Genomic DNA, 24,941 nt, shown 5'->3' with positions numbered 1-24,941 from the left:
GGTGAAATCAGCCCTCGGATTCGGCCTTTTCCGCCAGTGTCAGCCAGTCGTCCTCGGCCTGCGCCAGCGCCTGCTGCCGCGCGCTCAGCGCTTCGGTCGCCTTTTTGAACTTCACCGGTTCGCGGGTGAACAGATCGGCATCGGCGAGCAGCCCTTCCAGCTTAGCGATCTCGGCCTCCAGCCGCGCGATCACCCCCGGCAGTTCCTCCAGCCGGTGCTTGTCGGTAAAGCTCAACTTCGACGTCTTATCCTGCTTTGACTTTGCCGCCTTACTATCTGTTTTTTCTACTTTTCTCTCTACCGGCGCGGCTTCGTTCCGGCCCCGCTGCGCACGGTAGTCGCTCCAGCCGCCGGCATAGGCGGTGGCACGCCCGTCGCCCTCCATCGCGATGGTCGTGGTCGCCACGCGATCGAGAAAATCCCGGTCGTGGCTGACCAGCAGGACGGTGCCGTCATAATCGTCGAGCAGTTCCTGCAACAGGTCCAGCGTCTCAATATCAAGATCGTTGGTCGGTTCGTCAAGCACCAGCAGGTTGCTTTCCCGCGCCATAAGCTTGGCCAGCAACAGCCGCGCTTTTTCTCCCCCAGACAAGGACTTGACCGGTGCGCGCACCTGTCGCTCGTCAAAGAGGAAATCCTTCAGATAGCCCACCACATGGCGCGGTTGCCCGCGCACCAGCACCTGATCCGCCTGCCCCGAGACGCGCATGTCTATATCGCCTGTGAGGCTCTCCCAAAGGCTCATTTCCGGGGCCAGTTGCGCGCGCGCCTGATCGAACACGGCGGGCATCAGGTTGGTGCCATGCGTGACACGCCCGGTATCCGGTGCGACCTCGCCCATCAGCATCTTGAGCAGTGTCGTCTTGCCCACCCCGTTGGGCCCGACAAAGGCAACGCGATCGCCGCGCAGAATCTTGATACTGAACTCACTCAAGATGAGCTTACCATCGTAACGCTTTGAAATTCCGTCCGCTTCCATCACCTTGCGGCCAGAAGACGGGCCCGAATCGAGCGCCATTGCCGCCGTGCCTTGACGGCGGATCTGACTGCTGCGCTCCTCTCGCAACGCCTGCAAGGCGCGCACCCGGCCCTGATTGCGCTTGCGCCGTGCGCTGATGCCTTCGACGGCCCACCGGGCCTCGGCCTTGATCTTGCGATTAAGCTTGTGGCGCTGTTGGTCCTCTTCCTCCCAGACCTTGTCGCGCCAAGCCTCAAAACCCTCGAATCCGCGCTCTTGCCTGCGGGTCATCCCCCTGTCTATCCAAAGAGTTGCGCGGCTAAGCTCACGCAAAAACGCACGGTCGTGGCTGATCAGCACATAACCTTTGCGCGTCTCCCGCAGCTGCGTCTCCAACCAGCCGATCGCCTCGATATCTAGGTGATTGGTCGGCTCGTCGAGCAGCATCAATTCGGGCGCCTCGGCCATCAGCTTGGCCAGAGCCGCGCGCCGCCGCTCACCGCCCGAGGCGGTCGCGACCGGCCGGTCGGGGTCGAATTTCAAACCCTCGGCAGCCATCTCGACGCGGTACATCTCGCCTGCGTCGAGTTCGCTCATCGCGAACTCTCCAAGGGTGGCAAAGCCCTTCATTTCGGGCTCCTGCTCCATATAGCCGACACTCGTGCCCGGCGTCACGATGCGCTCGCCCCGGTCCGGCTCCACCAGCCCGGCCATGACCTTCATCAGCGTCGATTTGCCCGATCCGTTGCGCCCCACCAGCGCCACCCGGTCACCGGGCTGCACCACCAGCGACAGCGCGTCAAAAATCGGATCGCCCCCGAAAGTCAGGGAAATGTCATTGAGTTGGAGAAGCGGTGCACGTGCCATGGGCGCGGGCTATCCCGCCGCCCCGGCGCGGTCAAGCACCCTCAGCCCGCCATTGCGCGCAACAGCCGCTTTCGGGTGTCGGGAATGGCCCCGATCTCGACCCCGGTAAACACGTGCAACGTGCCCAGATTGCGGTCGATCACCGCATGATCGCTGACCCATCCGCCCATCATCAGATAGGTGCGCAACAAGGGCGGCATGTGGCGCATCGCCTGTTTCAGATCGGGCTTATGCCGCTTGAGGCGCTGCGCAAAGCGAAACACACTCGGCGCCTTGACCTGCGGCCACCAGCGGCGCGGCGCCAGATGCCGCGCGCGCAGCACCGCGAAGGCGTCGAGATATGCATCGGTCTCCACCCCCTTGAAGGAGGAACAACCAAACAGCATCTCGATCCCCTGCTCATCGACAAGGCGTGTCATCTCGGCCCAGGCCACGCGCAGGATATCAGGATCGTTGCGCCCGGGCGCGATGCAGAACCGGCCCATCTCGGCCATCTTGCCGTGGAACGCCTCAAGCGCCGACAACTCGTAGAACTGCGCCGAATAGCTCTGGGCGATCTCGCAGCCATCGTTGAGGGTGAGAACTCGAAAACAGCAGACAAGCCGCCCGGTCGCCCCCTCCTCGACCAGGATATGATTGCAGATACCATCGAAGGGATCGACATCCAGCCCGCCCTCCTGACCGAGAAACGCGACCGCGCGCAATGCCTGCGCCCGTCGGACATCTTCGGGGCCCGAGGCACATCGCGCCGCATACCGCCTCTCGCCTGTCATTGCCGCCTCATCCCGTGATGCCGCGAGTCTAGCCAACCGCGCGGTAGCACACAAGCCGTGACAGGCGCATGACGCGGGCTCAGGAATCGCCGAACGCGCCGCCGCTGCCGAACGGGTTGATGTTCCCGATATTGCCCAGCATTTGCCGCAGGAAGCCGTTATTGACCACCGAACTGTCAGTCACACGGCGCGCCAGCGGCACGATCTGCCCATCCTCAAGCCCGAAGGTCTCGATATTGGCAATGGTGTCGTCCTCGTTGAACGAGATTGCCAGAACCTGCCGCTCGATCACCTCGGGACGGAACATGGCAAAGGTCCGCTTGCGCATGCGCACATAATAGTAGTCACCCTGATCGGACATGCCCGAAAGCGACGGCGGCCCCACCACGTCATCCACCGTGGTGCGCGTATCGACACCAACGACGAGTTGCTGCAAGTCTTCCTCGGGCGGGATATAGCCGTGATTCTTGTAGGTGGCGGAACACGCCGCAACACCGAGCAGACCACACAACACGAGGCCGCGAAGCAGTCGGGATATCGTACCTGTCATGTCTGCCCTCTTGTCATGGCCGCGCGCGGCTTTTATCCCGCTTACATCAAGGTGGGCCGCAGGTTCAAGAAAGGAAGCGATGGCAAACGCAAGCGAGCAGATGCACAAGTCCGATACGATCCGCCTCGCGCAGCTGCGCGGCAAGGACGAGATCGGCTTCGAGATCGTGCCGGATGCCGAGGCACGCAAGCGTATCGCGGATGACCTTGGTCTTCTGGAGTTGCGCAAGCTGCGCCTGCGCGGGCACCTCGCGACGGAGGGGCGCACGGATTGGCGGCTCAGCGCGGAGTTGGGCGCGACGGTCGTGCAGCCCTGCGTGGTGACGCTTGATCCCGTGACGACCCGGATCGACGAGCCGGTGGCGCGGCTCTTCACACCCGACGCGACGTTCGAGGATGTGGTGCCGGGCGAGGAAATGGAAATGCCCGAGGATGACACGCTCGAACCCCTGGGGCACGAAATCGACCTGCGCCGCGTGATGATCGAGGCGCTCAGCCTTGCGCTGCCCCCCTGGCCGCGCCGTGACGACGTGGAACTCGGCCAGATGACCGCCGCCGCCGAGGGTGCAGAGCCGCTTACCGACGAGGATACCAAGCCCTTTGCAGGCCTCAAGGCCCTGCGCGACCGGCTGGACAGCGATGACTGACGCACGCGCTTCGCTGGCACGAAGAATCGCTTGCCCCGGCAACAAATCTCTGTATTTTCGCGCACTCATCGGAATTGAGGGTTGAACCGGCGGCTCACTACGGATTAAGAGCCGCTGACACTCGTGAAACCGGGCCGAATGGCCCACAGGAATTGAGGTTGTGACATGGCCGTCCAACAGAACAAAGTATCGAAATCGCGCCGCAACAACCGTCGCGCGCATGACTCGCTGGTTGCGGGCAACCCGAACGAATGCCCCAATTGCGGCGAGCTCAAGCGCCCGCATCACGTCTGCGCCGCCTGCGGCCACTACGCTGACCGTGAAGTCGTGAGCCTCGTTGACGAGATCGACCTGGAAGACGACGCGGCCTGAACACTCGAAGGCGACATGCCGAATGACCGCGCGGATGGACCAGATCAAGACGCGTGCGACGCGCACAATCATCTCGGTTGACGCAATGGGCGGCGATCAGGGGCCCGCGGCGGTTGTCGCGGGCATTGTGCATTCCGCCCGGAAAAATCCCGAGATCGGCTTTATCGTCCACGGACCGCGCGACGAACTGGAACGCCTCCTCGCCAAGCGGCGGGGGCTTGAGGGGCGCTGCGAGATCCGTCATGCGCCAGATGTCGTGACCATGAACGACAAGCCGAGCAGCGTCGTGCGGCACGGGCGGGACACCTCGATGTGGTCGGCCCTCGAATCGGTGCGCAACGGCGAGGCGACGGTCTGCGTCTCGTGCGGCAATACCGGCGCGCTGATGCTGATGTCGGTCCTGCGGTTGCGCAAGCTGCCTGGCATCTATCGCCCGGCCATCGCGGTGATGTGGCCGTCGCAGAACCCGCAAGAGCACAACATCATGCTCGATGGCGGGGCCGATATCCGGGCCGATGCCAAGGACCTTATGCAATACGCGCTGATGGGGGCGTCCTACGCGCGTAACGGGTTTGGCCTCGCGCGCCCGCGCATCGGCCTGCTCAACGTCGGCACCGAAGAGCACAAGGGCCGCGCCGAGTTACGCGAAGCCTACGATCTCATCGCCGCGAATGCCCGCAGCGCGGATTTCGAATTCGTCGGCTTCGTCGAGGGGCGCGACCTGCCCGGCACCGTCTGTGACGTGATCGTGACCGACGGCTTTACCGGCAACGTGGCGCTCAAGACCGGCGAGGGCACCGCCAAGCTGGCTGGCGATCTCCTGCGGGAGGCGTTCGCATATTCGCTGCTGTCACGGCTCGCTTCGCTGATGGCGCTGACATCGCTGCGGCGCATGAAAAAGCGGATCGACCCACGCCGCGCCAATGGCGGGGTGTTTCTCGGCCTTAATGGCACGGTCGTGAAGTCGCACGGATCGGCGGATGAAATGGGCGTCAGCGCCGCGATCAAGCTTGCCTTCGAACTGGCGCAGTCGAATTTCACCGAACGGTTGGCCGCGCGCGTGGCCTCAGCCGCGCTTCTGGAGGACGGCGAAAGCGCCGAGAACACGCCCGACAAGGAGTCAGAATGACCCGCCGTGCCGTCATCGAGGGGGCCGGTCACTACCTGCCCGACCGCATCGTCCCCAACTCCGAATTCGAAAAGACCCTCGACACCACCGACGAGTGGATCCGTACCCGGTCGGGGATCGAGCGCCGCCGTTTCGCGGCGGAAGGTCAGACGACCTCGGATCTCGCGCTCCGCGCCGCGCGCGCGGCGCTCGAGCAGGCCGGGCTGGTGCCCGAGGACATCGACGGGGTGATCGTGGCCACCTCCACCCCCGACCTGACCTTTCCCTCTGTCGCCACCATGGTGCAGAAAGATCTTGGCATGACGCACGGCTTCGGCTTTGACGTGCAGGCGGTCTGCGCCGGGTTCATCTACGCGCTGACCACCGCCAACGCGCTCATCCTGACGGGTCAGGCGAACCGGCTTCTGGTGATTGGTGCCGAGACCTTCAGCCGCATCATGGATTGGACCGATCGCTCGACCTGCGTGCTCTTCGGCGACGGTGCGGGTGCCCTGATCCTCGGGGCGCAGGATGGCGAGGGCAGCAATGCCGATCGCGGCATCCTGTCCTCGGATCTCAATTCCGACGGGCGGTATCGCGACATGCTCTATGTCGATGGCGGTGTCTCCAGCACCGGCACTGCGGGGAAACTGCGGATGCAGGGCAACCCGCTCTTCCGGCAGGCCGTCGAAAAACTCACCTCCACTGCTGAAACGGCCCTCGCCAAGATCGGGTTGAGCGGCCCCGATGTCGATTGGATCGTGCCACATCAGGCCAATATTCGCATCATCCAGGGCACCGCCAAGAAGATGGGCCTGCCGATGGACCGCGTGATCGTCACCGTACAGGATCACGGCAACACCTCCGCCGCGTCCATCCCGCTGGCCATGTCCGTCGGCGTCGCCGAGGGCCGGATCAAGCCCGGCGACCTCGTGCTTTCAGAGGCGATCGGCGGTGGTCTGGCCTGGGGCGCGGTTGTCATGCGCTGGTAATTGCCCGGAATTGCGCAAAAAAGCGCGGTTCAAGGGCGCCGCCTAAACCGTTGACATTGACTCGGAAATTGCCTTCCCGCAAAGTATCCCAAAAAACAGCGGGGACGTGATGGCCAACAAGACACTAACACGCATGGATTTGAGCGAAGCGATTTTTCGCGAAGTCGGCCTGTCGCGCAATGACGCGGCGCAAATGGTCGAGAGCGTTCTGGGCCACATGTCCGATGCGCTGGTCGACGGTGAACAGGTCAAGATTTCGTCCTTCGGGACGTTCTCGGTCCGCGACAAGACCGCCCGCGTGGGCCGCAATCCAAAGACCGGCGAAGAGGTTCCGATCAACCCCCGCCGCGTGCTGACGTTCCGACCATCCCACCTGATGAAAGGCCGCGTCGCCGCTGGCAACAAGAGCTGAGGACGCAGTAGGGAATGGCCAAATCCGCCGACGCCTTTCGCACCATCAGCGAGGTTGCCGAATGGCTGGAGGTGCCAGCGCATGTCCTGCGGTTCTGGGAAAGCAAGTTCACCCAGATCAAGCCGGTCAAACGCGCGGGTGGACGGCGGTATTACCGGCCTTCCGACATGCGCCTTCTGGGCGGGATCAAGGCGCTGCTGCATGACGAGGGCATGACCATCAAGGGCGTGCAAAAGCTCTTGCGCGAAGAGGGCGTGCGGCATGTCGCGGCCCTGTCGCAATATCTTGACGACGGGTCCGAGGACAAGACATTGGACATGGCCACGCCGGATCCGGCCGCACCGGCGCAGGTTCTGGCCTTCGAACGCCCCGGCCCCCGGCCCGAAGCCGAAAGCGCCGCCCCCGAGGACATGACCGGGGACGACGCCGAGGATACGCCAACCCCCACCGCCTCGGCGGATACCGATGAAGGCCCTGACGCGCGCCCCTTTGAAACGATAGGCGCGAGGCCCGCGTCCGAGAGCGATCCAGAGGCAGAGGCAGAGCCGGAGGTAGACACCGCAACCCCCGTCGAGACCGCGCCGGAGCCGGATCTGACCTCCCCCCCGGAAAACGATACGCACCCCGACCCGCCCCCGGTGCCCGAGGACACGCCCCCGGATAACATCTTTGCCGATGACATCGCGGACCGGCCGCAGGCGGACTCAGAGCAAGAGCACCCGGAACCCCAGGCGGAGCCATCCGACCCCGCCGCCCCGTCCCTGCCCCCGCTGCCCGACCTGCCCGCCGACCCTGCCGACGACTTGCCCGGTGCGCCCGGCGCTCTCAGCGCTCTTGCGGCGCTCAAGCACCCCGTCTCGCGCGACCTTGCAGCCGAACTCTCGGGGCTGTCGAACCGGTTGCGCACCTGCGCGGTCAAGAAAGACGCAAACGACGTGTCGGGAACCTGAAATTTTGGGATTTCCCCCTTGTCCCCACCCGGAAAACCGGTATGAACAGCGCATCGTCGGGCTATGGCGCAGCCTGGTAGCGCGTCCGTCTGGGGGACGGAAGGTCGCAGGTTCGAGTCCTGCTAGCCCGACCAAATTTACCGACGATCCCGCCCGCCTCGGCCCCTCGGGCACCGCAAAACGGATGCGGGGCACGCGCAGAGGGGGCCCGCGATGACCGGGGTTGTATCCAGCCAGCAGATCAAGCGGATGATTGCGGCGGGCACGCTTTCGGGCAGCCCCGACATCCTGCCCGAACAGATCCAGCCCGCGAGCCTCGATCTGCGCCTCGGGCAGGTCGCCTACCGGGTGCGCGCCTCGTTCCTTACCGGCGGCGGTCGCAGCGTCGCCGACCGGCTTGGCGAATTCGAGATGCACCGCATCGACCTCGGGCCCGGCGCGGTGCTGGAAAAGGGCTGCGTCTATGTCGTCCCGTTGATGGAACGCCTTGACCTTCCCGGGGGCGTGCAGGCGGTGGCCAATGCCAAATCCTCCACCGGGCGGCTTGACCTGCTGACCCGCGTGATCACCGATGGCGGGGTTGAGTTCGACCGCGTCGCCCCGGGCTATGCCGGACCGCTTTATGCCGAGATTTGCCCGCGCTCCTTTTCGGTGCTGGTGCGCCCCGGCATGCGGCTCAACCAGATCCGCTTTCGTGCCGGACAGGCGGTCCTTTCGGATGACGCGCTGCGCGCACTGCATGCCGAGACCCCATTGGTCGACGGCAACGCGGCGGTGATCGACGAGGGGCTTGGCTTCTCCGTCGATCTGCGCCCCGCGACCGGCACGCTCGTGGGCTATCGTGCCAAACCGCATACAGGCGTGATCGACCTCGACCGGATCGGCCACTACGCGCCTGCCGACTACTGGGAAGAGGTGCATGCCGAGAACGGTCATATCATCCTCGATCCCGGGGCGTTCTATATCCTTGTCAGCCGCGAGGCAGTGCATATACCGCCTCAATACGCTGCCGAGATGGCCCCCTACCTGGCCATGGTGGGCGAATTCCGCGTGCATTACGCGGGCTTTTTCGATCCCGGTTTCGGCCATGTGGCGGCAGGCGGGGCCGGATCGCGCGGCGTGCTCGAAGTGCGCTGCCACGAGGCGCCCTTTGTTCTGGAGCATGGCCAGATCGTCGGGCGGCTGGTCTATGAGCGGATGGACGAGGTGCCCGAACAGCTTTATGGCGCGGATCTCGCGTCGAACTACCAGGGCCAGGGCCTCAAGCTTTCCAAGCATTTCAAGACCTGAGCCACGCGTTCAGGGCCCGCGCCGATCCTCCGGCATGCCCGCGCGCACCGCCGCCTCCGCAGCCGCCGCAAGCACCTTGCGATCTCTGAACTCCGCCACCCGCAGCGGTGCGTGATAGATCACCGTGACACCGCCCTGTCGGGGTGCGCCCAGCACCTGCACAAGATGCCCACCAAAGCTCATGTCGCCCCACCAGCCATAAAAGCGAGGATCCTGATCGGTGGGCGCATCATAGATCAGCGTGACTGGCTGCACCTGCATCGGTTGCGCCTTATCCAGGTTGAAAAACGCCTCGAAAAGCGTTGATTTAAATTGGATAATCTGCATTCCGTCGGTCGAACTTCCCTCGGGGAAAAACAGCAGCCTGTGCCCCAACCTCAACCGTTCTGCAAAGATCGCGGTCTGCGCTCGGGCCTCGCGCCGGTCGCGCTTGATGAAGACGGTGCCGGTCAGCCGCGCCAGATTGCCGATCCCGGGCCAGCCCGCCACCTCGGATTTCGACACGAAATACACCCGCTTGCGCGCGTTGAGCGCGAAGATATCGAGCCAGGAGACGTGATTGCAAACCACCGCGCCTGGGCCGGTCAGCGGCTGTCCCTCGATGCGATGCGTCATGCCAAGGATGACGAAGACCGACCGGCTCACCCATTTGGTGATCGCCGGTGTCCAGGGCCGGTGCGCGCCATAGACCGGCCGCTCGATCAACCGTAGCGGCAACGTCGCCAGCACTCCAGCCAACAGCAGCAGCACCAGAAGCGAGCCGCGCAACGCGACCCGAGGCCAGTGCCCCGCGCCGCGCGGCACGTCGGGCAGCGGCGCACCCGAGCGCCAGGTCACGCTCACCGCGCCGCCCCCTTGGTGTAGATCGCCCGTTGCGTGGCACTCAGCCGCGCGGTGTCCATGATCAGGCATACATCGGTGGTATTGAAGGCATGATCCACATAGGCCCCCTCACCGACATGACCGCCAAGCCGCAGATAGGCTTTGATCAAGGGGGGCACCTGCACCATCGCCGCGCGCCGGTCAAGCGCTTCCTCCGCGATCAGATCCATCGGCTGGAAATACTCGGGCCGCGCCCGTACCCGTAACTCGGGCGGCGCGAGGTGACGGTGATGCAACAGCGACAGCGGCAACGCCAGCCGCTGCACGTCGGTGCCATGAAAACTCGCGACGCCAAAGAGAATGTCGCTGCCATGCGCATCGACATAGTCGCTCAGCCCCTGCCAGAGGTGATACATGCCCAGCCCGCCGCGATAGGGTTTGGCAAGGCAGGACCGGCCCAATTCCAGAAGCCGCCGCCCGCTCTGCCGCAACACGCCCAGTTCATATTCGTCCTCGGAATAGAACTGCCCCGCGCGCGCCGCCTGATCGTCGCGCAACAGCCGGTAGACGCCGACCACGGCATCTGCCCGCGTTGTATCAAGCAGCAGGAGGTGGTCGAAGAAGGCGTCGAAGCGGTCACGCTCCAGCCGTGCGGCATGATCGACCATCGCGCCGTCGCTGCCCAGTTCCTCGACAAAGACCTCGTAGCGCAAGGCTTGCGCGGCGCGCACCTCCGCCTCGGTCTCGGCCAGTTTCACACGGAACTTGGGGGCGGTGGCGGTCATCGGCCTCGTCTCTGTGTTCTGTCGCGGTTCTAGGCAAGCTCACGACAAAGTGCAACGCCGCCCGCGCATGCGGGCTTGGCGGATGTTAACGATTTGATAACCTTGATCAGGGATCAAGAACCGGACGCAGCTCCACCCGTGATCCGTCGATCACAACCTTGCCCTCTTCGCGAAAGTTGACCGTAATGCGCCCGCCGATATTAGACTGTACCTGCCCCACGCCCCAATCCGGACGCTCGGGATGTTCGACCAGCATCCCCGGCTCGAGGATCGAATTCATGTCGCTCATGTCACCCTCCGCGCCAAACGGTCTCCACCATGCCGCAAAATGATCCCGCGCTTGCCGCGCTGATAGGCTCGCGCATCTGTCACGATCTGGCAAGCCCTCTCGGGGCCATCGCCAACGGTCTGGAACTGCTCACGCTTTCGGGCCTGGTTGAGAGCGCGGAACTGACCCTCCTGCGCGACAGCCTGCGCGGCGCGCGCGCCTCGCTCGATCTCGCGCGGCTTGCCTTCGGGCGCGCGGGCGGCGATGTCACCACCGAGGCGCTGCATGGCATTCTCGCCGCCCATTACGTGACCAAGTCGCGGCTGACGCTCGACTGGCGGCTAACGGGCAGCACGTCGCGTGCCCGCGCCCAGATCATCGCGCTTGCCTGCCTCGCCGCCGAGGCGGCGCTGCCGCGCGGTGGGGTGTTGCAGGTCTCGGGCTGCCCGGCGGCCACGCGGATCACCGCAACCGGCACCGGTGTCACCGTCGATGCCGCGCTCTGGGAGGGGCTCAGCGGCGACACGCCCCTACCCGTCTCGGACCCGCGCCACGTGGAGTTTCGCCTGCTGCGCGACTGTCTCGCAGCGCAGGGTGCGCGCGCCGATCATTACCACACGGCGGATCGGCTTACGCTCACGGTCTGACGCGCCGCTGCCCGTGCTCAGGCCCGCGTCGCGCCGTCGCCCTCGACCAGATATTTGAAACTCGTGAGCTGCGCCGCGCCAACCGGCCCACGCGCGTGCATCTTGCCAGTGGCGATGCCGATCTCGGCCCCCATTCCGAACTCGCCCCCATCGGCGAATTGGGTGGAGGCGTTGCGCATCAGGATGGCGCTGTCGAGCCGGGCAAAAAACCGCTCGGCTGCCGCATCATCCTCGGTCACGATGCAATCGGTGTGGTTCGAGCCGTAGCGGCGGATATGGGCAATCGCGCCGTCGATATCCTCGACCACCTTGGCCGCGATGATACTGTCGAGATACTCACAGCCCCAATCCTCAGGGCCGGCAGACACCGTACCGTCGATCCCCGACAGCGTCTCATCGGCGCGCACCTCGACGCCCGCATCGATCAACGCGCGGATCACCCCCTGCCCGATGGTGCCCACCACATCGCGATGGATCAGCAGGCATTCCGCCGCGCCGCAAATCCCCGTGCGGCGCGTCTTGGCGTTGAGCACGACGCGCAGGGCTTTCTCCGGGTCGGCCCCGGCATCGAGATAGATATGCACGATCCCTTCGAGATGGGCAAAGACCGGCACCCGCGCCTCGCGCTGAACAAGGCCGACCAGCCCCTTGCCGCCGCGCGGCACGATCACGTCAATCGTATCGGTCATGGTCAGCATTTCCTGCACCGCCGCGCGGTCACGGGTGGGCACACGCTGAATTGCGTCCTCGGGCAGGTCGGCGGCGCGCAGGCCCTCGACCAGACAGGCATGGATCGCACCCGAGGAATGAAAGCTCTCTGAGCCGCCGCGCAGGATCACCGCATTGCCGGATTTCAGGCAGAGCGCGCCGGCATCGGCGGTCACGTTGGGGCGGCTCTCATAGATCACGCCGATCACACCGAGGGGCGTGCGCACGCGGCGGATGTGAATGCCCGACGGCTGATCCCATTCCGCCAGAACCTCGCCCACCGGGTCGTCTTGTGCCGCCACCGCGCGCAGCCCCTCGACCATGGCCTTGATCCGGGCCTCATCGAGCGCCAGCCGGTCCATCATCGCCGCAGACAGCCCCTTGTCGCGGCCAAGCGCCAGATCCTCGGCATTTGCGGTCAGGATCGCATCGCGCCCCTGCCAGACTGCATCGGCGGCGGCCTCGAGCGCATGGCGCTTGGTGGCGGGATCGGCCACGGCAAGTTCCGCCGCCGCTGCGCGCGCCCGCGCGCCGATCTCGGCCATCAGCGCGGCAATGTCGGTCTGGTCCTTCATGGTCTCGCCCCCTGCAAACACGTCTCAGATTGCCATATCGTCGCGGTGGATCAAAGGCCCGCGCGCCGGATAGCCCAGCACGGCCTCGATCTGGTCCGAGCGCAGATGCTTGATCCGGTCGGCATCGCCCGCGTCATAGCGCGTGAGGCCCTGCCCCAGCACGCGCCCCGCCTCATCGGCCACCTCGACCGGATCGCCCCGACCGAAACGGCCCGACACCTGCACCACCCCGGCGGGCAACAGGCTGCTGCCCTTGGCCAGCGCGCCCGCAGCACCTGCGTCAACGGTGATCCGCCCCTTGGGCTTCATCGCGGCGATCCAGGCCTTGCGCTTTTGCTGCGGGTCGCCCTGGGCCAGGAACCACGTCGCCGCTGCCCCCTCTTCCAGCGCGCGCACCGGGTGCAGCACGCCGCCATGGGTGATCGCCATGTCGCAGCCGCCCGCCGCGGCGGTCTTGGCGGCCATCAGCTTGGTCTTCATCCCGCCCTTGCTCAGCCCCGATCCGGCATCGCCCGCCATCGCCTCGATCTCGGGTGTGATCGTCTCGATGACGTCGAAACGGCGCGCGGTCGGGTCCTGCATCGGGTTGGCGGAATAGAACCCGTCCACATCCGACAGCAGGATCAACTGATCGGCCCCCGCCGTCACCGCCACCTGTGCCGCCATCCGGTCATTGTCGCCATAGCGGATCTCGTCCGTGGCGACGGTGTCGTTCTCGTTGACAATGGGCACCGCCCCAAGGCGCAACAACTGCTCCAGCGTGGCGCGGGAATTGAGATAGCGGCGTCGGTCGGCGCTGTCCTCCAGCGTGACCAGCACCTGCGCCGAAGTCAGCCCGTGACGGGCAAGCGCCGCGTCATAGGCCCCGGCAAGGCGAATTTGCCCCACGGCGGCGGCGGCCTGACTCTGTTCGAGGCTCAGAACCGTCGCAGGCAGCCCCAGCACCCCCCGCCCGAGCGCGATAGAGCCTGAGGACACAAGAATCACATCCATCCCCCGTGCCCGCAGCCGCGCCACATCCTCGGCCAATGACGCCAGCCAGTCACCCCGCAACGCGCCGCTCGCCCGGTCCACCAACAGCGCCGAGCCGATCTTGATCACCAGCCGTTTCGCGTCTCTTACGGTTGCCACGGCGCGTCGTCATCCTCTACCGGTCTGTGGCGCAGGCGGTTCGCGTCAATCCGCTCACGCAGCGCGCGCAGCACCTCGGTCACCCCCTCGCCCGAAACACCCGACATCAACATCACCGGCGTGCCACAGGCCGCCTCCAACTCATCCTTCAGAAACGCGCGTTCCTCTTCATCCAGCGTATCGATCTTGTTGAGCACGGTCAGGCGCGGCTTGTGCGCCAGCCCCTCGCCATAAGCCTCCAACTCGGTGATGATGGTCTGGTAATCGCGCACCAGATCGCCCGAACTGCCATCCACCAGATGCAAGAGCACCGCGCAACGCTCGACATGGCCAAGGAAAAGATCACCCAGCCCCCGCCCTTCGGACGCGCCGTCGATCAACCCCGGAATATCGGCCACCACGAATTCCACATTATCCACGCCGACAACACCCAGATTGGGGTGCAGCGTGGTGAACGGGTAATCGGCGATCTTGGGCCGAGCATTGGAGGTGGTGGCCAGAAAGGTCGATTTCCCGGCATTGGGCAGCCCCAGCAGCCCGACATCGGCAATCAGCTTCAATCGCAGCCAGATCGTGCGCTCGACCCCCTCCTGCCCCGGGTTGGCGCGGCGCGGGGCCTGGTTGGTCGAGGTCTTGAACCGCACATTGCCCCAGCCGCCATTGCCGCCCCTGGCCAGTTGCACCTTTTGTCCAACCTCGGTCATGTCGGCAATCACCGTCTCTTCGTCCTCGTCGAGGATCTCGGTGCCCACCGGCACGCGCAGCACGATATCCTCGCCGGTAAAGCCGGTGCGCTGACGGCCCATGCCGTGCTGACCGTTCTGGGCAAAGAAATGCTGCTGATAGCGAAAATCGATCAGCGTGTTGAGCCCGTCCACCGCCTCGGCCCAGACCGAACCGCCATGCCCGCCATCGCCGCCATCGGGGCCGCCGAATTCGATGTACTTCTCACGGCGAAAGCTGACGCAGCCCGCACCGCCCGAACCCGAGCGGATATAGACCTTTGCGAGATCGAGAAATTTCATGTGTCGTCCTTACGCAAAGGCCGCGCGCCGGGCGCGTGCCTTATGTCATCTTCTTGCTATAGGTCCAGGTGGGCACATTGGCACCACGCGCCACCGAATAGCTCTCGGCATCCCCAAGATACCGAAAGCCGCAATTGGTCAAGACCCGGGCCGACGCGGCATTGTCCTGGAACACGCTGGCGAAAATCGCCTGCGCCTCGTGCGGATTGGCGGCCAGCACTGCCTCCACCGCCGCCGAGGCGACGCCGGTATTCCAATAGGCAGGTGCCACCCAATAGCCAATTTCCGACCGGCCCACATCGACGCGGGTCAGGCTGAGCAGCCCCATCACCTCGGCGCGGCCCGACTTGGTGCCGTCGATGGCCCAGATATCTTCGGCCCGATCCTCGGATTGCGCACGTGCGATCAACGCCTCGGTGCTGCCCGGCGGCAAGGGGTGCGGAATCGACGACGTGGCCCGCGCGACCCGCGCGTCGCCCGTATTATGCGAGATCAGCCCCGCATCCGACACCCGCAAGGGCCGCAGATCGAACCGTTCGGCCTCGATCACCGGCTGATTGACGATATGTTCCAGTTTCATGCGCTCCTCCTCATGCTCCGGGCACGTCGCGTGTCTCATCCAGATGGGGGCACGCGTCCGCCTCACAAGATGGCGCGCGCCTCTTCGCACCGCAATGTGACGCAGGTTTGACCGCGCCCCGGCCTGAAAATGAAAAGGGGACCGGCAGCGTCGCCGATCCCCTCATGTCATTGACCTGTCAAGGACGGCTTATTCGGCGGCCTCCGCCACTGGCAGAACCGAAATGAAGGTGCGGCCCTTGAGGCCCTTGTGGAACTTCACGGCCCCCTCGGCGGTGGCAAAGATGGTGTGATCCTTGCCCTGCCCCACGCCCGCACCGGGCCAGAACTTGTTGCCGCGCTGACGCGCGATGATGTTGCCGGGGATCACGGCCTCGCCGCCGTATTTCTTGACGCCAAGGCGGCGACCGGCAGAGTCGCGACCGTTACGGGATGAACCGCCTGCTTTTTTATGTGCCATTTGGTCTCTCCTTAGCCTTTGGTCAGATCTTGGGCCTGCGCGATCCAGCCTTCCCGCTCGATCCGGCCCTTGAACGACAGTTTTTCGTCCATATCAGCAACATCGGCCTCCGTCCATGCCGCGATCTGGGCAAAGGACGTGACACCGGCCTCGTGCAGCTTTTTCTCAAGCGCGGGGCCGACGCCCGACAGTTGCTTGAGGTTATCTGCACCGGCAGCGGCCTTGGGGGCCTCCGCCTTCTTGGGCGCTGCTTTCTTGGCAGGCGCCTTCGCCTCGGTTGCGGCCGCGGCCCCGACGGACCCCGCACCGATAGCAGCCTTGACGCCGGAGGTGTCCGCACCCTTGGCGAGGATCTCGGTCACGCGCAGCAGAGTCAGCTGCTGACGGTGGCCCTTGGTCCGCTGCGAGCCGTGCTTGCGGCGGCGCTTGACGAAGTGGATGACCTTGTCACCCTTGACCTGATCGACGACCTCGGCCTGAACGGCGGCTCCCTCGACGAAGGGTGCACCGATCACCGGCGTATCACCGCCCAGCATCAGCACATCGTTGAATTGAATTGTCTCACCGGCATCCGCTGCAAGCTTTTCAACACGGAGCATGTCACCCGACTGCACCTTGTACTGCTTGCCACCGGTCTTAAGGACCGCAAACATGGGCTCTTCCTTTTTCTTCCGCGCTCTGTGGTCCCTGCCCTGGCAGGTGTTTCCGGCCCCGTGGCCACCTCGAACGGCGCACCCGTCAAGGGTGTCATGAACAACGAACCCGGCAAGATCATCCCGCCGGGTTGCGGGCGTATGCGACAGTGGGGCCACAAAGTCAAGACCCGGTCAGGGCAAAGCCATGTAATCTCGGGTCGCGCGCGCCCTCACAATTCCTGCGCGGGCTGCAACTCGGCCATCCGAGCGGCCAACGCCTCGAACCGGTTGGCCATGATCTCGTATTGAACGGCATTCATCAACTCGTAGACCCGCGCCATCACGGGATCCTCCAGCGCCTCTACATAGGCCTGCAGACCCTCGGTCGAAAGGTTCGCATAGGTGGCCGCCGCATTGGCCAGTGCCGAGGCCTCGATCTGTGCCCGCAACTCCGTCTCGCCCTCGGCCATCAGCGCGCGCAGCGCCTGTTCGTCGAGATCGTAAGCGAGCACGCCGGCATAGGACGCGGCCAAGAGGAACCGCACCTGGATTTCCTGCACCGCGCGCACCCCCGTTCCGGCGCTGTCCACGGCGGCGTTCATGTCGCGCAGAACCTCGCGCCGCGCCTCCGGCATCTCGGCCAGCAACTCCAGCCCCTCGGCGCGTTTGGCATCGTCGTCCTCGCGCATGTGCGAGGCATTCTCGACCGCCACCAGCCGCTGCCCCAGATCCGAGGCATAGAATTCGGCGGCATGGCTCAGCATCTCGTCGCTCAGCGTCTCGCTCAGCATGTCGAGCGCCGTCTCGCGCATCTGGTCGGTGTCAAACACCTCTGTGGCCACGCGCTCCCACTCATATCCGAAATCGCTGGCCTCGAGGCCCAGCATCGCGGGCGCGTCGGCGGCGGCCAATGCGATGGAATCGAGCGCCACGCCAAAGCCGGTGACGTCCAGGTAAGCCTCCAGCCGGTCCCGGTCGGCGGCCCGCGCGGGTATGGTGGCGGCGCTGATCACCGCTGCGATGAATGCCGCAAAGAGCATCATGGCACGCAAGAGCGGTCGTGGAGCAAGGTGGGGGCGCGACATCTGGTAATCCTTTCTCGCAGTCATCGCCGCCAACCTAGGCAAATTCCCACGCCAAACAATGCAAATCCCCCTTGCCCCTCCTGTCAAAGGCGATTACACGCCACCTCCAGACCCCCGCGGAGAGGTGCCGGAGTGGTCGAACGGGGCGGTCTCGAAAACCGTTGACCCTTCACGGGGTCCCAGGGTTCGAATCCCTGTCTCTCCGCCACAACACCATTGAAATCATTGAATAATTTCCCCATCGGGGATTTCTATTGCCGATCTAGTGACAGTTTTCACCCGATGGTTTTATGGTGCCCACAACTATTCCGACACGAAATTGTGTCCGAACGATTGGCGCTAGGCACGGATTGTGCGCCGCAATGACTTCCCGTAAGTTTCCCGAAATGATTGTGAGGAACACTTATGGAATGGTTAGTCGGCTTCGTCCTTGGGTTTTTCGCAGACCTGTTTCGTTCCGTCTTCATGCCTGCCAGCACGGAATGGATAAACAAGTTCATCCCCGCCGCTCGCAGAAAGGCCAACGTTGAAGAAAACATTCTGACCTTAGAAATTATGGACAAACTGAAATCGCTTGGAAAAGACCCCAACATAGCGAAACATGCCCGTGACGACGCTGCACAATTCTTGACCATTCTTACTAGCCAGCAGGAAGCTTTCGTCGAAAATGCTATCGAAGTCATTGACAGCACTTACATGACCCAACCCGAAATGAACATGGAAGCAGGCCGCCGCGCTAATGTGGCTCAACAACAGATGGAACGCGCCATAGTAGCTTTGAAGCGGTCGGGATGGCTGGAACCGCGCCAAATTTCAAACTTAGACGAAGCACAAGAAAACTGGGAAGCCTATGCGAAGTCGCAAGCGGAATTTGCCGCAGCAGAGTTCGAAGGCGGATCAATGGCCCCGCTTGTGTATGCAAGCGAACTGGAATCGGTTACAATTAGCCGAACAGGCGAACTTAATCGTATGTTCCAAGAAATGCAGGAACGCTACGGCGACTAAATTTCAATCCTGCGAATAAAAAAACCAGTCGCTTCGCAGCAACCGGGGTCAGTTGGCTTCCAAGTGGCCCAAGGAAGATCGTTAGAAAAAGGCTGCGGGGATGCCCACAATCAAGCGGTCGGCTTCGGGGTCAACGCCCGCAGCAACAGCCGCTTGGCGCAAGGTCTGCCCTTCGGCGACCCGAACCACATGACAGGCCGGGAAGCCCCGCAGCGGGTCGGAAATCGCGGCCCCTGACAGCCAAACAACATGCGCGGCGCGTTCGTCTAGCTTGGCTCGCGCCTGCGGTGCCACCAAGCCGTCACCACGCTCGCAAGATGGCGCATGAATTTGCTCTGGGCCATTCTCCTAAACCGCGAACCCTTCCGTGAAAAGTTCAAAGCGCCGCTTCGCTGAAGCATCAGGCTATGGCCTGTTCTCCGCCTGCATCTCGCGCATCGGGTCGATCGGTTTCCGGCGTTCCTCGTCGAGGCGATCGTAAGCATCCCCAAGATGGGCGCGCCACCCAAGGGCCCGACAAGACGCCGAGAACCCGACCGCGTGTCCCTCATCCCGTCCTGGGAAAAACAAAGCACCGGTCCCGCCGGATCATCAGCCAGAGCGGTTTGCCCGGCTTGGGCAGGAACACGTTGGGCACCGTCGCCTTGAGGAGCGAGCCGTCGTGATCCATGCGAAATTCCACCAGGCTCTCTGAGCCGATAAAGCGCGCGCGCTCGACCACGCCGCGCGCGGGCGCGCCGTCCTGCGGCGTGGGGTTGGGGCCGCGCCCGTGCCGGTCAAAGTCGATCTTGATATGCTGCGGGCGGATCACGATCTCGACCTCCTGCCCGTCCGGCACGCCGGGGGCCAGGAAATGACCGAACGGCGTCTCGGTCAGCGCGCCCTGCACCGTGCCCCGGATCACGTTGATCTCCGAGAAGAACGCCATCGCGTTGCGATCCACCGGGGCATTGTAGACATTATAGGGCGCGCCCTGCTGCACGATCCGCCCGTCGCGCATCAGCGCGATCTCATCGGCCATACGCATCGCCTCTTCGGGCTCATGCGTGACCAGCAGCACGGCGGTATCCTCCTCGCGCAGGATATCCAGCGTCTCGTCGCGGATACCGTCGCGCAAGCGGTTGTCTAGACCGGAAAACGGCTCGTCCATCAGCATGATGCGCGGGCGCGGCGCGAGCGCGCGCGCCAGCGCCACGCGCTGCTGCTCGCCGCCCGACAGCTCGTGCGGATAGGCGCGGTGATATTGCGACAGCCCCACCCGGTCGAGCAGCTCCGCGATCCGCGCGGCATTGGCCACCTTGTCCCCCGACAGGCCAAACCCCACATTCTGCGCCACGCTCAGATGCGGGAACAGCGCGAAGTCCTGGAACATCAGCCCGATATGCCGCCGCTCGGGGGGGACGCGAAACACCGTGTCGCAGATCAGCTTGCCATCGACATGAATTTCGCCCTCGTCCTGCATCTCGACCCCCGCGACCATCCGCAGCGTCGTCGACTTGCCACAGCCCGACGGGCCCAGCAGACAGGTCACATGCCCTGGCATAACGCGCAATGACACGTCCTCGACCACGACGCGCCCGTCATACCGGCGCGTGAGGTTCCTGATTTCAAGCCGGGGAATCGGGGTCTGCACCGGGGCCTCTTCCGTGTCTTTCCGAGCGATTTGATCGGGCTTTTCGCCCGCTGATAGCAACCCCGCCGCCCCCATGCAAGCGCCACAGCCTGCGGCCCGTTGACAGCAGGCGCGATAGCTGGTTCGCTGCGCGCGATTTCATTTAGCGGAGTTCTGCCCCCATGCGCGTTTTCACCGGCCTTGTCCTTGCCCTCTGCCTCGCCCTGCCCGCCCATGCCCAAAGCGACCGCGACGCCCGCCTCGCCGTGGCCAAAGAGTATGTCGCGGCGACCATGGAGGGCATGGACATGCAGGACTTTATCCGCCAGATCTGGCAGCCGATGGTCGATCAGATGGCCCAGAACCGCCAGCATCTCACGCCCGACCAGATCGCACGCATCGAGACGCTGTTTTCCGAGGAACTGACCGAGCCGCTGACCGAGGTGATGCATGACCAGGACGAAATCCTCGCCGACCTGCTGACATTGCAAGAACTCGAGGCGCTGCGTGATTTCTACAATTCCGAACACGGGCACGCGGTAATGGAAAAGATGCCGCGACTCGCGCAGATCCAGCAGCCGATGATCTCCCGCGTGCTGCAAGCAAAGATGCCGGTGATGATGCCGAAAATCCGCGAAATCACCACCGGCGAGACCGAATAGGCGCTCAGAGCCGGGCCAGCACCGCGCGCGCCGCGCGCAGGCCCGGGGCCTCGCCGCCCCGGCCAAGACGCTCCATCGTCAGCCGCATTGCCGCGCGCTGCGTGCCGGGGTTCTGCATCAGCGCCAACAGCGCGGGCGCGATCCGCTCCGCCCGGCACGCACGCCCGATGAATTCGGGCACCGCGCGCGTCTCGCTCACCAGATTGACCAGCGTCACCGTGTCGACCCGCAGCATCCGCGACAGAATCACCCGGCTCAGCCAGGTCATGTCATAGGCAATCACCATCGGCGTGTCGGAGGCGGCCAGTTCCAGAGACACCGTGCCCGAGGCCGCAAGCGCCCAATCGGCGGCGCAAAAGGCGCAGGCTTTTTCCTTTGCGAAATCAGGGCTGTCAGGGGCGAGGATCAGCGGCGCAACCGCCCAGCCCGCCACCGCCTCACGCACCAGCGGGGCCATCTGCGCCGTGGTCGGCAGCACCAGCCGCATCCCGGGCCGCGCCTTGGCGACCTGAGCCATCGCCTCACCAAAGACCGGGGCGAGCCGCGTCACCTCGCCCCGGCGCGAGCCGGGCAGCACCATCAAAAGCGGCTGATCGCTCAGCCCATGGCGCGCGCGAAACCCCGCCACCTCCTGCGCCGTGGGCTGCGGCTCCGCCACCACCGGATGCCCCACGAAATCGCAGGCCATGCCCGCCGCTTCCATCAGCGGCGGCTCGAACGGCAGCAAGGCGAGCACATGGTCGATCACCTGCGCCATTTTCGCCGCCCGCCCCGCGCGCCAGGCCCAGACCGAGGGGGCCACGTAATGCACCGTGCGGATATTGCGCCGCGCCTTGACCCGGCGCGCCACGCGCAGGCAGAAATCGGGGCTGTCGATGGTGATCAGGAGATCGGGATCGTCCTCTAGCACCGCCTGCACGGTCTGACCCAGCCGCTGCCGCAGATGCGAATAGCGCGGCACGATCTCGGCCAGCCCCATGACGCTCAGATCCTCCATCGGAAAGAGGCTATCGAGTCCCTGCGCCTGCATCTGCGCGCCGCCGATGCCGTGAAACTCCACCTCTCTCAGCGATCGCAGCCCGGCCATGAGCGCGGCCCCCAGCCGGTCGCCCGACGCCTCGCCCGCGACCACAAAGACCTTCACCCCGCCCCCCCGGGACGCACCCACAGGAAACGCCCTGCATCGGCCAGTATGCCGCGTATCTCGTCGGGGTGAAGCAGCATCACGCCACCCGCCTCGATCACGATGCCATCCAGCCCTGCCCTGACCACGCCGCGCGCCGTCTCGGGCCCGACCACCGGCATGTCGGCGCGCAGATCCTGCCCCGGCTTCGGCGCCTTGTAGAGCAGACCACACGCCTCGCGCGCGCCGTCCTGCCCGCTCAGCCGATCCGCCGCCCCGCCGATCATCTGACCGGCGATGTCGGCCGGGTCGAGGCTCCGGCCGCCGCCATTCTCCCCACCTCCTGCCAGATCCGTCAGCATCGCGTCGGTGCCGCGCGCATCTTCTTGGGCGACCACGTGGCCCCCGCGCACCACCACCGCCTGCCCAAGGTCATCCCGCCCCATCCGGTCGAGCGCGGCGACTGCCGCCGCGAGATCGGCCTCGATGCCCTCGGGCAAGACCCCGACCCGCAGCCCCGGCCCCGGCAGCAAATCCGGCGCTATCTCGGCAGCCCCGATCACCGCGATCCCCGCCGCCTCGAAAATCGCGATGATCTCGCGCAGGAGACCGTCATCGCCCTTGGCCATCGCGCCTTGCAGGTGCGGGATGTAGGGCATCGTGGCGGCGTCGATCAGGGACGAATCGACCGCCGGGCGGCGCATCGCTCCGGCCATGCAAAGCCGGGTGATGCCGCGCGCCTGCAACTCCGCCAGAAAACTGCCTAACCCCTCCAGCCGAAAGCCGAGGCGGGGCAGATCGACGGTTACCTCCGAGGGAAACTGCGCCACCTCGCAGATCAGCGGCACCTCGCCCCGCGCCAGAAGGCATCTGACCAGATGCGGCGGCACCCCGCCCGACCCGGCAATGAGCGCGAGCGCCATGGCCTAGCCCTGCCCCGGCGTCAGATAGGAGCGGTCGGAATGCGGCGTCACGAACTCGACGATATGGCGCACATACGGGCTGTCAGCCTCGTCGCTCAGACGCTGGGCGCGATTCTGAAAGGTGCCTTCGCCCTGCGCCAGCATCTGAAAGGCGGCGCGCAGGGCGGTGATATCGGCGCGCCCCACGCCGCGCCGCTTCAACCCGACAAGGTTCAGCCCCTCCAGATGGCCGCGCGGCCCCTGCACGAGCGCATAAGGGATCACATCATGGGTAACCATGCTCAGCGCGCCGATGATCGCCCCGCGCCCGATCCGCACGAACTGATGCACCCCCACAAGGCCGCCGATGATCACGTCATCCTCGACACGGCAATGCCCGGCGAGGGCGGCACCGTTGACCATGATCACCCGGTCGCCGATCCGCGCGTCATGCGCCACGTGACAGCCCGCCATGAACAGTCCGTCATCACCCACCCAGGTGACGCCGCCACCGCCCGCCGTGCCGGTGTTCATGGTGACATGTTCGCGGATACGGTTGCGCGCGCCAATCCGCAGCGCCGTCTTTTCATCAGAGTATTTGAGATCCTGCGGCACCTCGCCGATACAGGCGAAGGGAAAGATCACCGTGTCCTCGCCCACCTGCGTGTCGCCGGTGACCACGACATGCGACCTGAGCACCACCCGATCCCCGAGCTGCACTTCCGGGCCGATATGGCAGAACGGGCCAACCCGGCAGCCCGACCCGAACCGCGCGCCGTCTTCCACGACCGCCGAGGGATGGATCTGCGGCCCGGACATCGCGCTATGCCCCCGGCAGATCCATCATCGCGGTGAATTCGACCTCGGCGGCCATCTCGCCCGCGACCTCGGCCACGCCGGAAAATTTCCAGACCTTCGCGCCGGGCTTGCCGCGCAACGTCTCGAGCTTCATCTCGAGCACATCGCCCGGCACCACCATGCGACGGAACTTGGCGCGCTCGATGGCCATGAAATAGACCAGCATCTCGCGATCCTCCATGCCAAGCGCGCAGCCCACCATGACCGCCGCGGTCTGCGCCATCGCCTCGATGATGGTCACGCCGGGCATGATCGGCTTGCCCGGGAAATGTCCCTGGAAATGCGGCTCGTTCATGGTGACGTTCTTGAGGCCGCGCGCGCGCTGAAAGCCGTCGATATCCACCACCTTGTCGACCAGCAGAAACGGATAGCGATGCGGAATAAGCCGCTGGATCAGGTGAATGTCAGCGGTCTTCAACGGTTCTGTCATGGCACATCCTTTCTGGTTCTTCTTCGTGCTTGTTCGTTCCGGTGCACGCCGCGCGCCGCCCCCGTGGTGCCGCGCGAAACCGCGTCCGGGTCACGCTCAGTTCCCGTCAGGCACGGGAAGCTCCGGCATCGGGCGCGCATCCCCGGCATCCTCTTGCGGTTGCGGAAGCGCGTCCGGCCCCGCGCCGATCTGCGCGTCGATCCGGCTGATCGCAAGATCGGTCACATCCGCCACATCCGCATGCAGCAACACGCCGCGCCTATCCAGCATCGCCACCGCGTCCGCCTCGTTCAGCAGATCGGCGAGAACCGGCTGCACCACGCGCATGAATTGCAACGGCGCCAGTTCGCGACGGCGTTCGAGTTCGCGCGACTTGGTCTCGCTCTCGCGGCGCAGCTCGGTCACCTTGGCGTCGAAGGCATCGGCCATGTCGCGAAACTCCTCAGCCGGAACCGTGCCCCGCATCTCGGTCAGCGATTGTTCCTCTTCTTCGAGCTGCGCCGCGACGCGCTCATTATGCGCGATCAGCCGCTCGCGTTCCTCCTGCACCTCGCGTTGCAGGCGCTGGCCATATTCGGTCTCGGTCAACAGCCGCTCACTGTCGATGACCACCACATCGCTGTTGACTACGCCAAGCTGCTGTGCCGGGGCCGCGTCCGGCGATCCGAGGGCAAGCGCCAAGAGCCCGATGAGAGCGAAGGCGCGGCGCAT

General features: G+C 64.9%; 29 protein-coding genes and 2 tRNA genes. 12 read left to right on the top strand and 19 right to left on the bottom strand.

Annotated features, from left to right (window positions below; genetic code table 11):
- Positions 1 to 7: 7 nt before the first annotated feature.
- The 3 genes from BHD06_RS13470 to BHD06_RS13460 form a co-directional block, all read right to left on the bottom strand.
- Complete coding sequence (locus BHD06_RS13470; protein ID WP_080457500.1) at positions 8 to 1,825, bottom strand: ABC-F family ATP-binding cassette domain-containing protein; 1,818 nt, start codon at positions 1,823 to 1,825, stop codon at positions 8 to 10.
- Between the two features lie 41 nt (positions 1,826 to 1,866).
- Entirely contained in the window at positions 1,867 to 2,598 is a 732-nt protein-coding gene (locus BHD06_RS13465; protein WP_080457499.1) for a GNAT family N-acetyltransferase, read from the bottom strand.
- Between the two features lie 79 nt (positions 2,599 to 2,677).
- A complete protein-coding gene (locus BHD06_RS13460; protein WP_080457498.1) occupies positions 2,678 to 3,148 on the bottom strand; it encodes an outer membrane protein assembly factor BamE in 471 nt (156 codons plus the stop codon).
- Between the two features lie 79 nt (positions 3,149 to 3,227).
- On the opposite strand from BHD06_RS13460, the gene BHD06_RS13455 reads away from it, so the two are divergent.
- From BHD06_RS13455 to BHD06_RS13420, 8 genes are all read left to right on the top strand, one after another.
- Positions 3,228 to 3,794 (top strand): DUF177 domain-containing protein, encoded by a 567-nt coding sequence (locus BHD06_RS13455; protein WP_254892417.1) that lies wholly within the window; start codon positions 3,228 to 3,230, stop codon positions 3,792 to 3,794.
- A gap of 165 nt (positions 3,795 to 3,959) precedes the next feature.
- Entirely contained in the window at positions 3,960 to 4,166 is a 207-nt protein-coding gene (gene rpmF, locus BHD06_RS13450; protein WP_050661262.1) for a 50S ribosomal protein L32, read from the top strand.
- Positions 4,167 to 4,188: 22 nt separating this feature from the next.
- A complete protein-coding gene (gene plsX, locus BHD06_RS13445) occupies positions 4,189 to 5,295 on the top strand; it encodes a phosphate acyltransferase PlsX (RefSeq protein ID WP_080457497.1) in 1,107 nt (368 codons plus the stop codon).
- Positions 5,292 to 6,266, top strand: coding sequence for a beta-ketoacyl-ACP synthase III (locus tag BHD06_RS13440; RefSeq protein WP_080457496.1), 975 nt, complete (start codon positions 5,292 to 5,294; stop codon positions 6,264 to 6,266). Before plsX ends, BHD06_RS13440 begins: the two co-directional genes overlap by 4 nt.
- 109 nt (positions 6,267 to 6,375) lie before the next feature.
- Entirely contained in the window at positions 6,376 to 6,678 is a 303-nt protein-coding gene (gene ihfA, locus BHD06_RS13435) for an integration host factor subunit alpha (RefSeq protein WP_080457495.1), read from the top strand.
- Between the two features lie 14 nt (positions 6,679 to 6,692).
- Positions 6,693 to 7,628: a MerR family transcriptional regulator gene (locus BHD06_RS13430; protein WP_080457494.1), complete on the top strand. Its 936-nt coding sequence runs from the start codon at positions 6,693 to 6,695 to the stop codon at positions 7,626 to 7,628.
- Positions 7,629 to 7,685: 57 nt separating this feature from the next.
- A tRNA-Pro gene (locus tag BHD06_RS13425) sits at positions 7,686 to 7,762 on the top strand.
- Between the two features lie 79 nt (positions 7,763 to 7,841).
- The gene (locus tag BHD06_RS13420; RefSeq protein WP_080457493.1) at positions 7,842 to 8,918 is read left to right on the top strand and encodes a 2'-deoxycytidine 5'-triphosphate deaminase; all 1,077 of its coding nucleotides are present in this window, start codon (positions 7,842 to 7,844) and stop codon (positions 8,916 to 8,918) included.
- A gap of 9 nt (positions 8,919 to 8,927) precedes the next feature.
- On the opposite strand, the gene BHD06_RS13415 is transcribed toward BHD06_RS13420, so the two are convergent.
- The 3 genes from BHD06_RS13415 to BHD06_RS13405 all read right to left on the bottom strand — a co-directional run bounded on the left by BHD06_RS13415 (position 8,928) and on the right by BHD06_RS13405 (position 10,814).
- On the bottom strand, positions 8,928 to 9,761 hold the full coding sequence (locus BHD06_RS13415) for a 1-acyl-sn-glycerol-3-phosphate acyltransferase (protein WP_254892416.1): 834 nt from the start codon (positions 9,759 to 9,761) through the stop codon (positions 8,928 to 8,930).
- A complete protein-coding gene (locus BHD06_RS13410; RefSeq protein WP_080457491.1) occupies positions 9,758 to 10,525 on the bottom strand; it encodes a GNAT family N-acetyltransferase in 768 nt (255 codons plus the stop codon). Before BHD06_RS13410 ends, BHD06_RS13415 begins: the two co-directional genes overlap by 4 nt.
- 106 nt (positions 10,526 to 10,631) lie before the next feature.
- Complete coding sequence (locus tag BHD06_RS13405; RefSeq protein WP_080457490.1) at positions 10,632 to 10,814, bottom strand: DUF3553 domain-containing protein; 183 nt, start codon at positions 10,812 to 10,814, stop codon at positions 10,632 to 10,634.
- A 29-nt stretch (positions 10,815 to 10,843) separates the two neighbouring features.
- On the opposite strand from BHD06_RS13405, the gene BHD06_RS13400 reads away from it, so the two are divergent.
- Positions 10,844 to 11,440, top strand: coding sequence for a histidine phosphotransferase family protein (locus tag BHD06_RS13400; protein WP_080457489.1), 597 nt, complete (start codon positions 10,844 to 10,846; stop codon positions 11,438 to 11,440).
- Positions 11,441 to 11,457: 17 nt separating this feature from the next.
- On the opposite strand, the gene BHD06_RS13395 is transcribed toward BHD06_RS13400, so the two are convergent.
- The 7 genes from BHD06_RS13395 to BHD06_RS13365 all read right to left on the bottom strand — a co-directional run bounded on the left by BHD06_RS13395 (position 11,458) and on the right by BHD06_RS13365 (position 17,596).
- Positions 11,458 to 12,723: a glutamate-5-semialdehyde dehydrogenase gene (locus BHD06_RS13395; protein WP_080457556.1), complete on the bottom strand. Its 1,266-nt coding sequence runs from the start codon at positions 12,721 to 12,723 to the stop codon at positions 11,458 to 11,460.
- A 24-nt stretch (positions 12,724 to 12,747) separates the two neighbouring features.
- A complete protein-coding gene (proB, locus tag BHD06_RS13390) occupies positions 12,748 to 13,854 on the bottom strand; it encodes a glutamate 5-kinase (RefSeq protein WP_080457488.1) in 1,107 nt (368 codons plus the stop codon).
- Positions 13,842 to 14,879, bottom strand: a complete 1,038-nt coding sequence (gene obgE, locus BHD06_RS13385; RefSeq protein ID WP_080457487.1) for a GTPase ObgE — start codon at positions 14,877 to 14,879, stop codon at positions 13,842 to 13,844. Before obgE ends, proB begins: the two co-directional genes overlap by 13 nt.
- Before the next feature lie 40 nt (positions 14,880 to 14,919).
- Complete coding sequence (locus BHD06_RS13380) at positions 14,920 to 15,459, bottom strand: GNAT family N-acetyltransferase (RefSeq protein ID WP_080457486.1); 540 nt, start codon at positions 15,457 to 15,459, stop codon at positions 14,920 to 14,922.
- A gap of 189 nt (positions 15,460 to 15,648) precedes the next feature.
- Positions 15,649 to 15,918 (bottom strand): 50S ribosomal protein L27, encoded by a 270-nt coding sequence (rpmA, locus tag BHD06_RS13375; RefSeq protein ID WP_080457485.1) that lies wholly within the window; start codon positions 15,916 to 15,918, stop codon positions 15,649 to 15,651.
- A gap of 11 nt (positions 15,919 to 15,929) precedes the next feature.
- Positions 15,930 to 16,571, bottom strand: a complete 642-nt coding sequence (locus BHD06_RS13370; protein WP_080457484.1) for a 50S ribosomal protein L21 — start codon at positions 16,569 to 16,571, stop codon at positions 15,930 to 15,932.
- Positions 16,572 to 16,783: 212 nt separating this feature from the next.
- Complete coding sequence (locus BHD06_RS13365; RefSeq protein ID WP_254892420.1) at positions 16,784 to 17,596, bottom strand: DUF2059 domain-containing protein; 813 nt, start codon at positions 17,594 to 17,596, stop codon at positions 16,784 to 16,786.
- Positions 17,597 to 17,756: 160 nt separating this feature from the next.
- Here BHD06_RS13365 and BHD06_RS13360 point away from each other — a divergent pair.
- Together BHD06_RS13360 and BHD06_RS13355 are read left to right on the top strand one after the other, a co-directional pair.
- Positions 17,757 to 17,846, top strand: a tRNA-Ser gene (locus BHD06_RS13360).
- A 197-nt stretch (positions 17,847 to 18,043) separates the two neighbouring features.
- The gene (locus BHD06_RS13355; protein ID WP_080457482.1) at positions 18,044 to 18,643 is read left to right on the top strand and encodes a lysozyme inhibitor LprI family protein; all 600 of its coding nucleotides are present in this window, start codon (positions 18,044 to 18,046) and stop codon (positions 18,641 to 18,643) included.
- A 547-nt stretch (positions 18,644 to 19,190) separates the two neighbouring features.
- Here BHD06_RS13355 and BHD06_RS13345 read toward each other — a convergent pair.
- Entirely contained in the window at positions 19,191 to 20,276 is a 1,086-nt protein-coding gene (locus BHD06_RS13345; RefSeq protein ID WP_176214357.1) for an ABC transporter ATP-binding protein, read from the bottom strand.
- Positions 20,277 to 20,437: 161 nt separating this feature from the next.
- On the opposite strand from BHD06_RS13345, the gene BHD06_RS13340 reads away from it, so the two are divergent.
- Positions 20,438 to 20,917 carry a DUF2059 domain-containing protein gene (locus tag BHD06_RS13340; protein ID WP_080457479.1) on the top strand — a complete coding sequence of 160 codons (480 nt, stop codon included), beginning with the start codon at positions 20,438 to 20,440 and terminating at the stop codon, positions 20,915 to 20,917.
- Positions 20,918 to 20,921: 4 nt separating this feature from the next.
- On the opposite strand, the gene lpxB is transcribed toward BHD06_RS13340, so the two are convergent.
- The 5 genes from lpxB to BHD06_RS13315 form a co-directional block, all read right to left on the bottom strand.
- A complete protein-coding gene (gene lpxB, locus BHD06_RS13335) occupies positions 20,922 to 22,061 on the bottom strand; it encodes a lipid-A-disaccharide synthase (protein ID WP_080457555.1) in 1,140 nt (379 codons plus the stop codon).
- The gene (gene lpxI / locus BHD06_RS13330) at positions 22,058 to 22,963 is read right to left on the bottom strand and encodes a UDP-2,3-diacylglucosamine diphosphatase LpxI domain-containing protein (protein WP_080457478.1); all 906 of its coding nucleotides are present in this window, start codon (positions 22,961 to 22,963) and stop codon (positions 22,058 to 22,060) included. The genes lpxB and lpxI overlap by 4 nt, the downstream gene beginning before the upstream one ends.
- 3 nt (positions 22,964 to 22,966) lie before the next feature.
- A complete protein-coding gene (gene lpxA, locus BHD06_RS13325; protein WP_080457477.1) occupies positions 22,967 to 23,761 on the bottom strand; it encodes an acyl-ACP--UDP-N-acetylglucosamine O-acyltransferase in 795 nt (264 codons plus the stop codon).
- Between the two features lie 4 nt (positions 23,762 to 23,765).
- Entirely contained in the window at positions 23,766 to 24,230 is a 465-nt protein-coding gene (fabZ, locus tag BHD06_RS13320) for a 3-hydroxyacyl-ACP dehydratase FabZ (RefSeq protein ID WP_080457476.1), read from the bottom strand.
- Between the two features lie 96 nt (positions 24,231 to 24,326).
- Positions 24,327 to 24,941: an OmpH family outer membrane protein gene (locus BHD06_RS13315; protein WP_080457475.1), complete on the bottom strand. Its 615-nt coding sequence runs from the start codon at positions 24,939 to 24,941 to the stop codon at positions 24,327 to 24,329.

It is taken from the genome of Roseovarius sp. A-2, from assembly GCF_002072155.1.
Lineage (GTDB): Bacteria > Pseudomonadota > Alphaproteobacteria > Rhodobacterales > Rhodobacteraceae > Roseovarius.
This window is presented reverse-complemented; position numbering and strand designations above follow the sequence as displayed.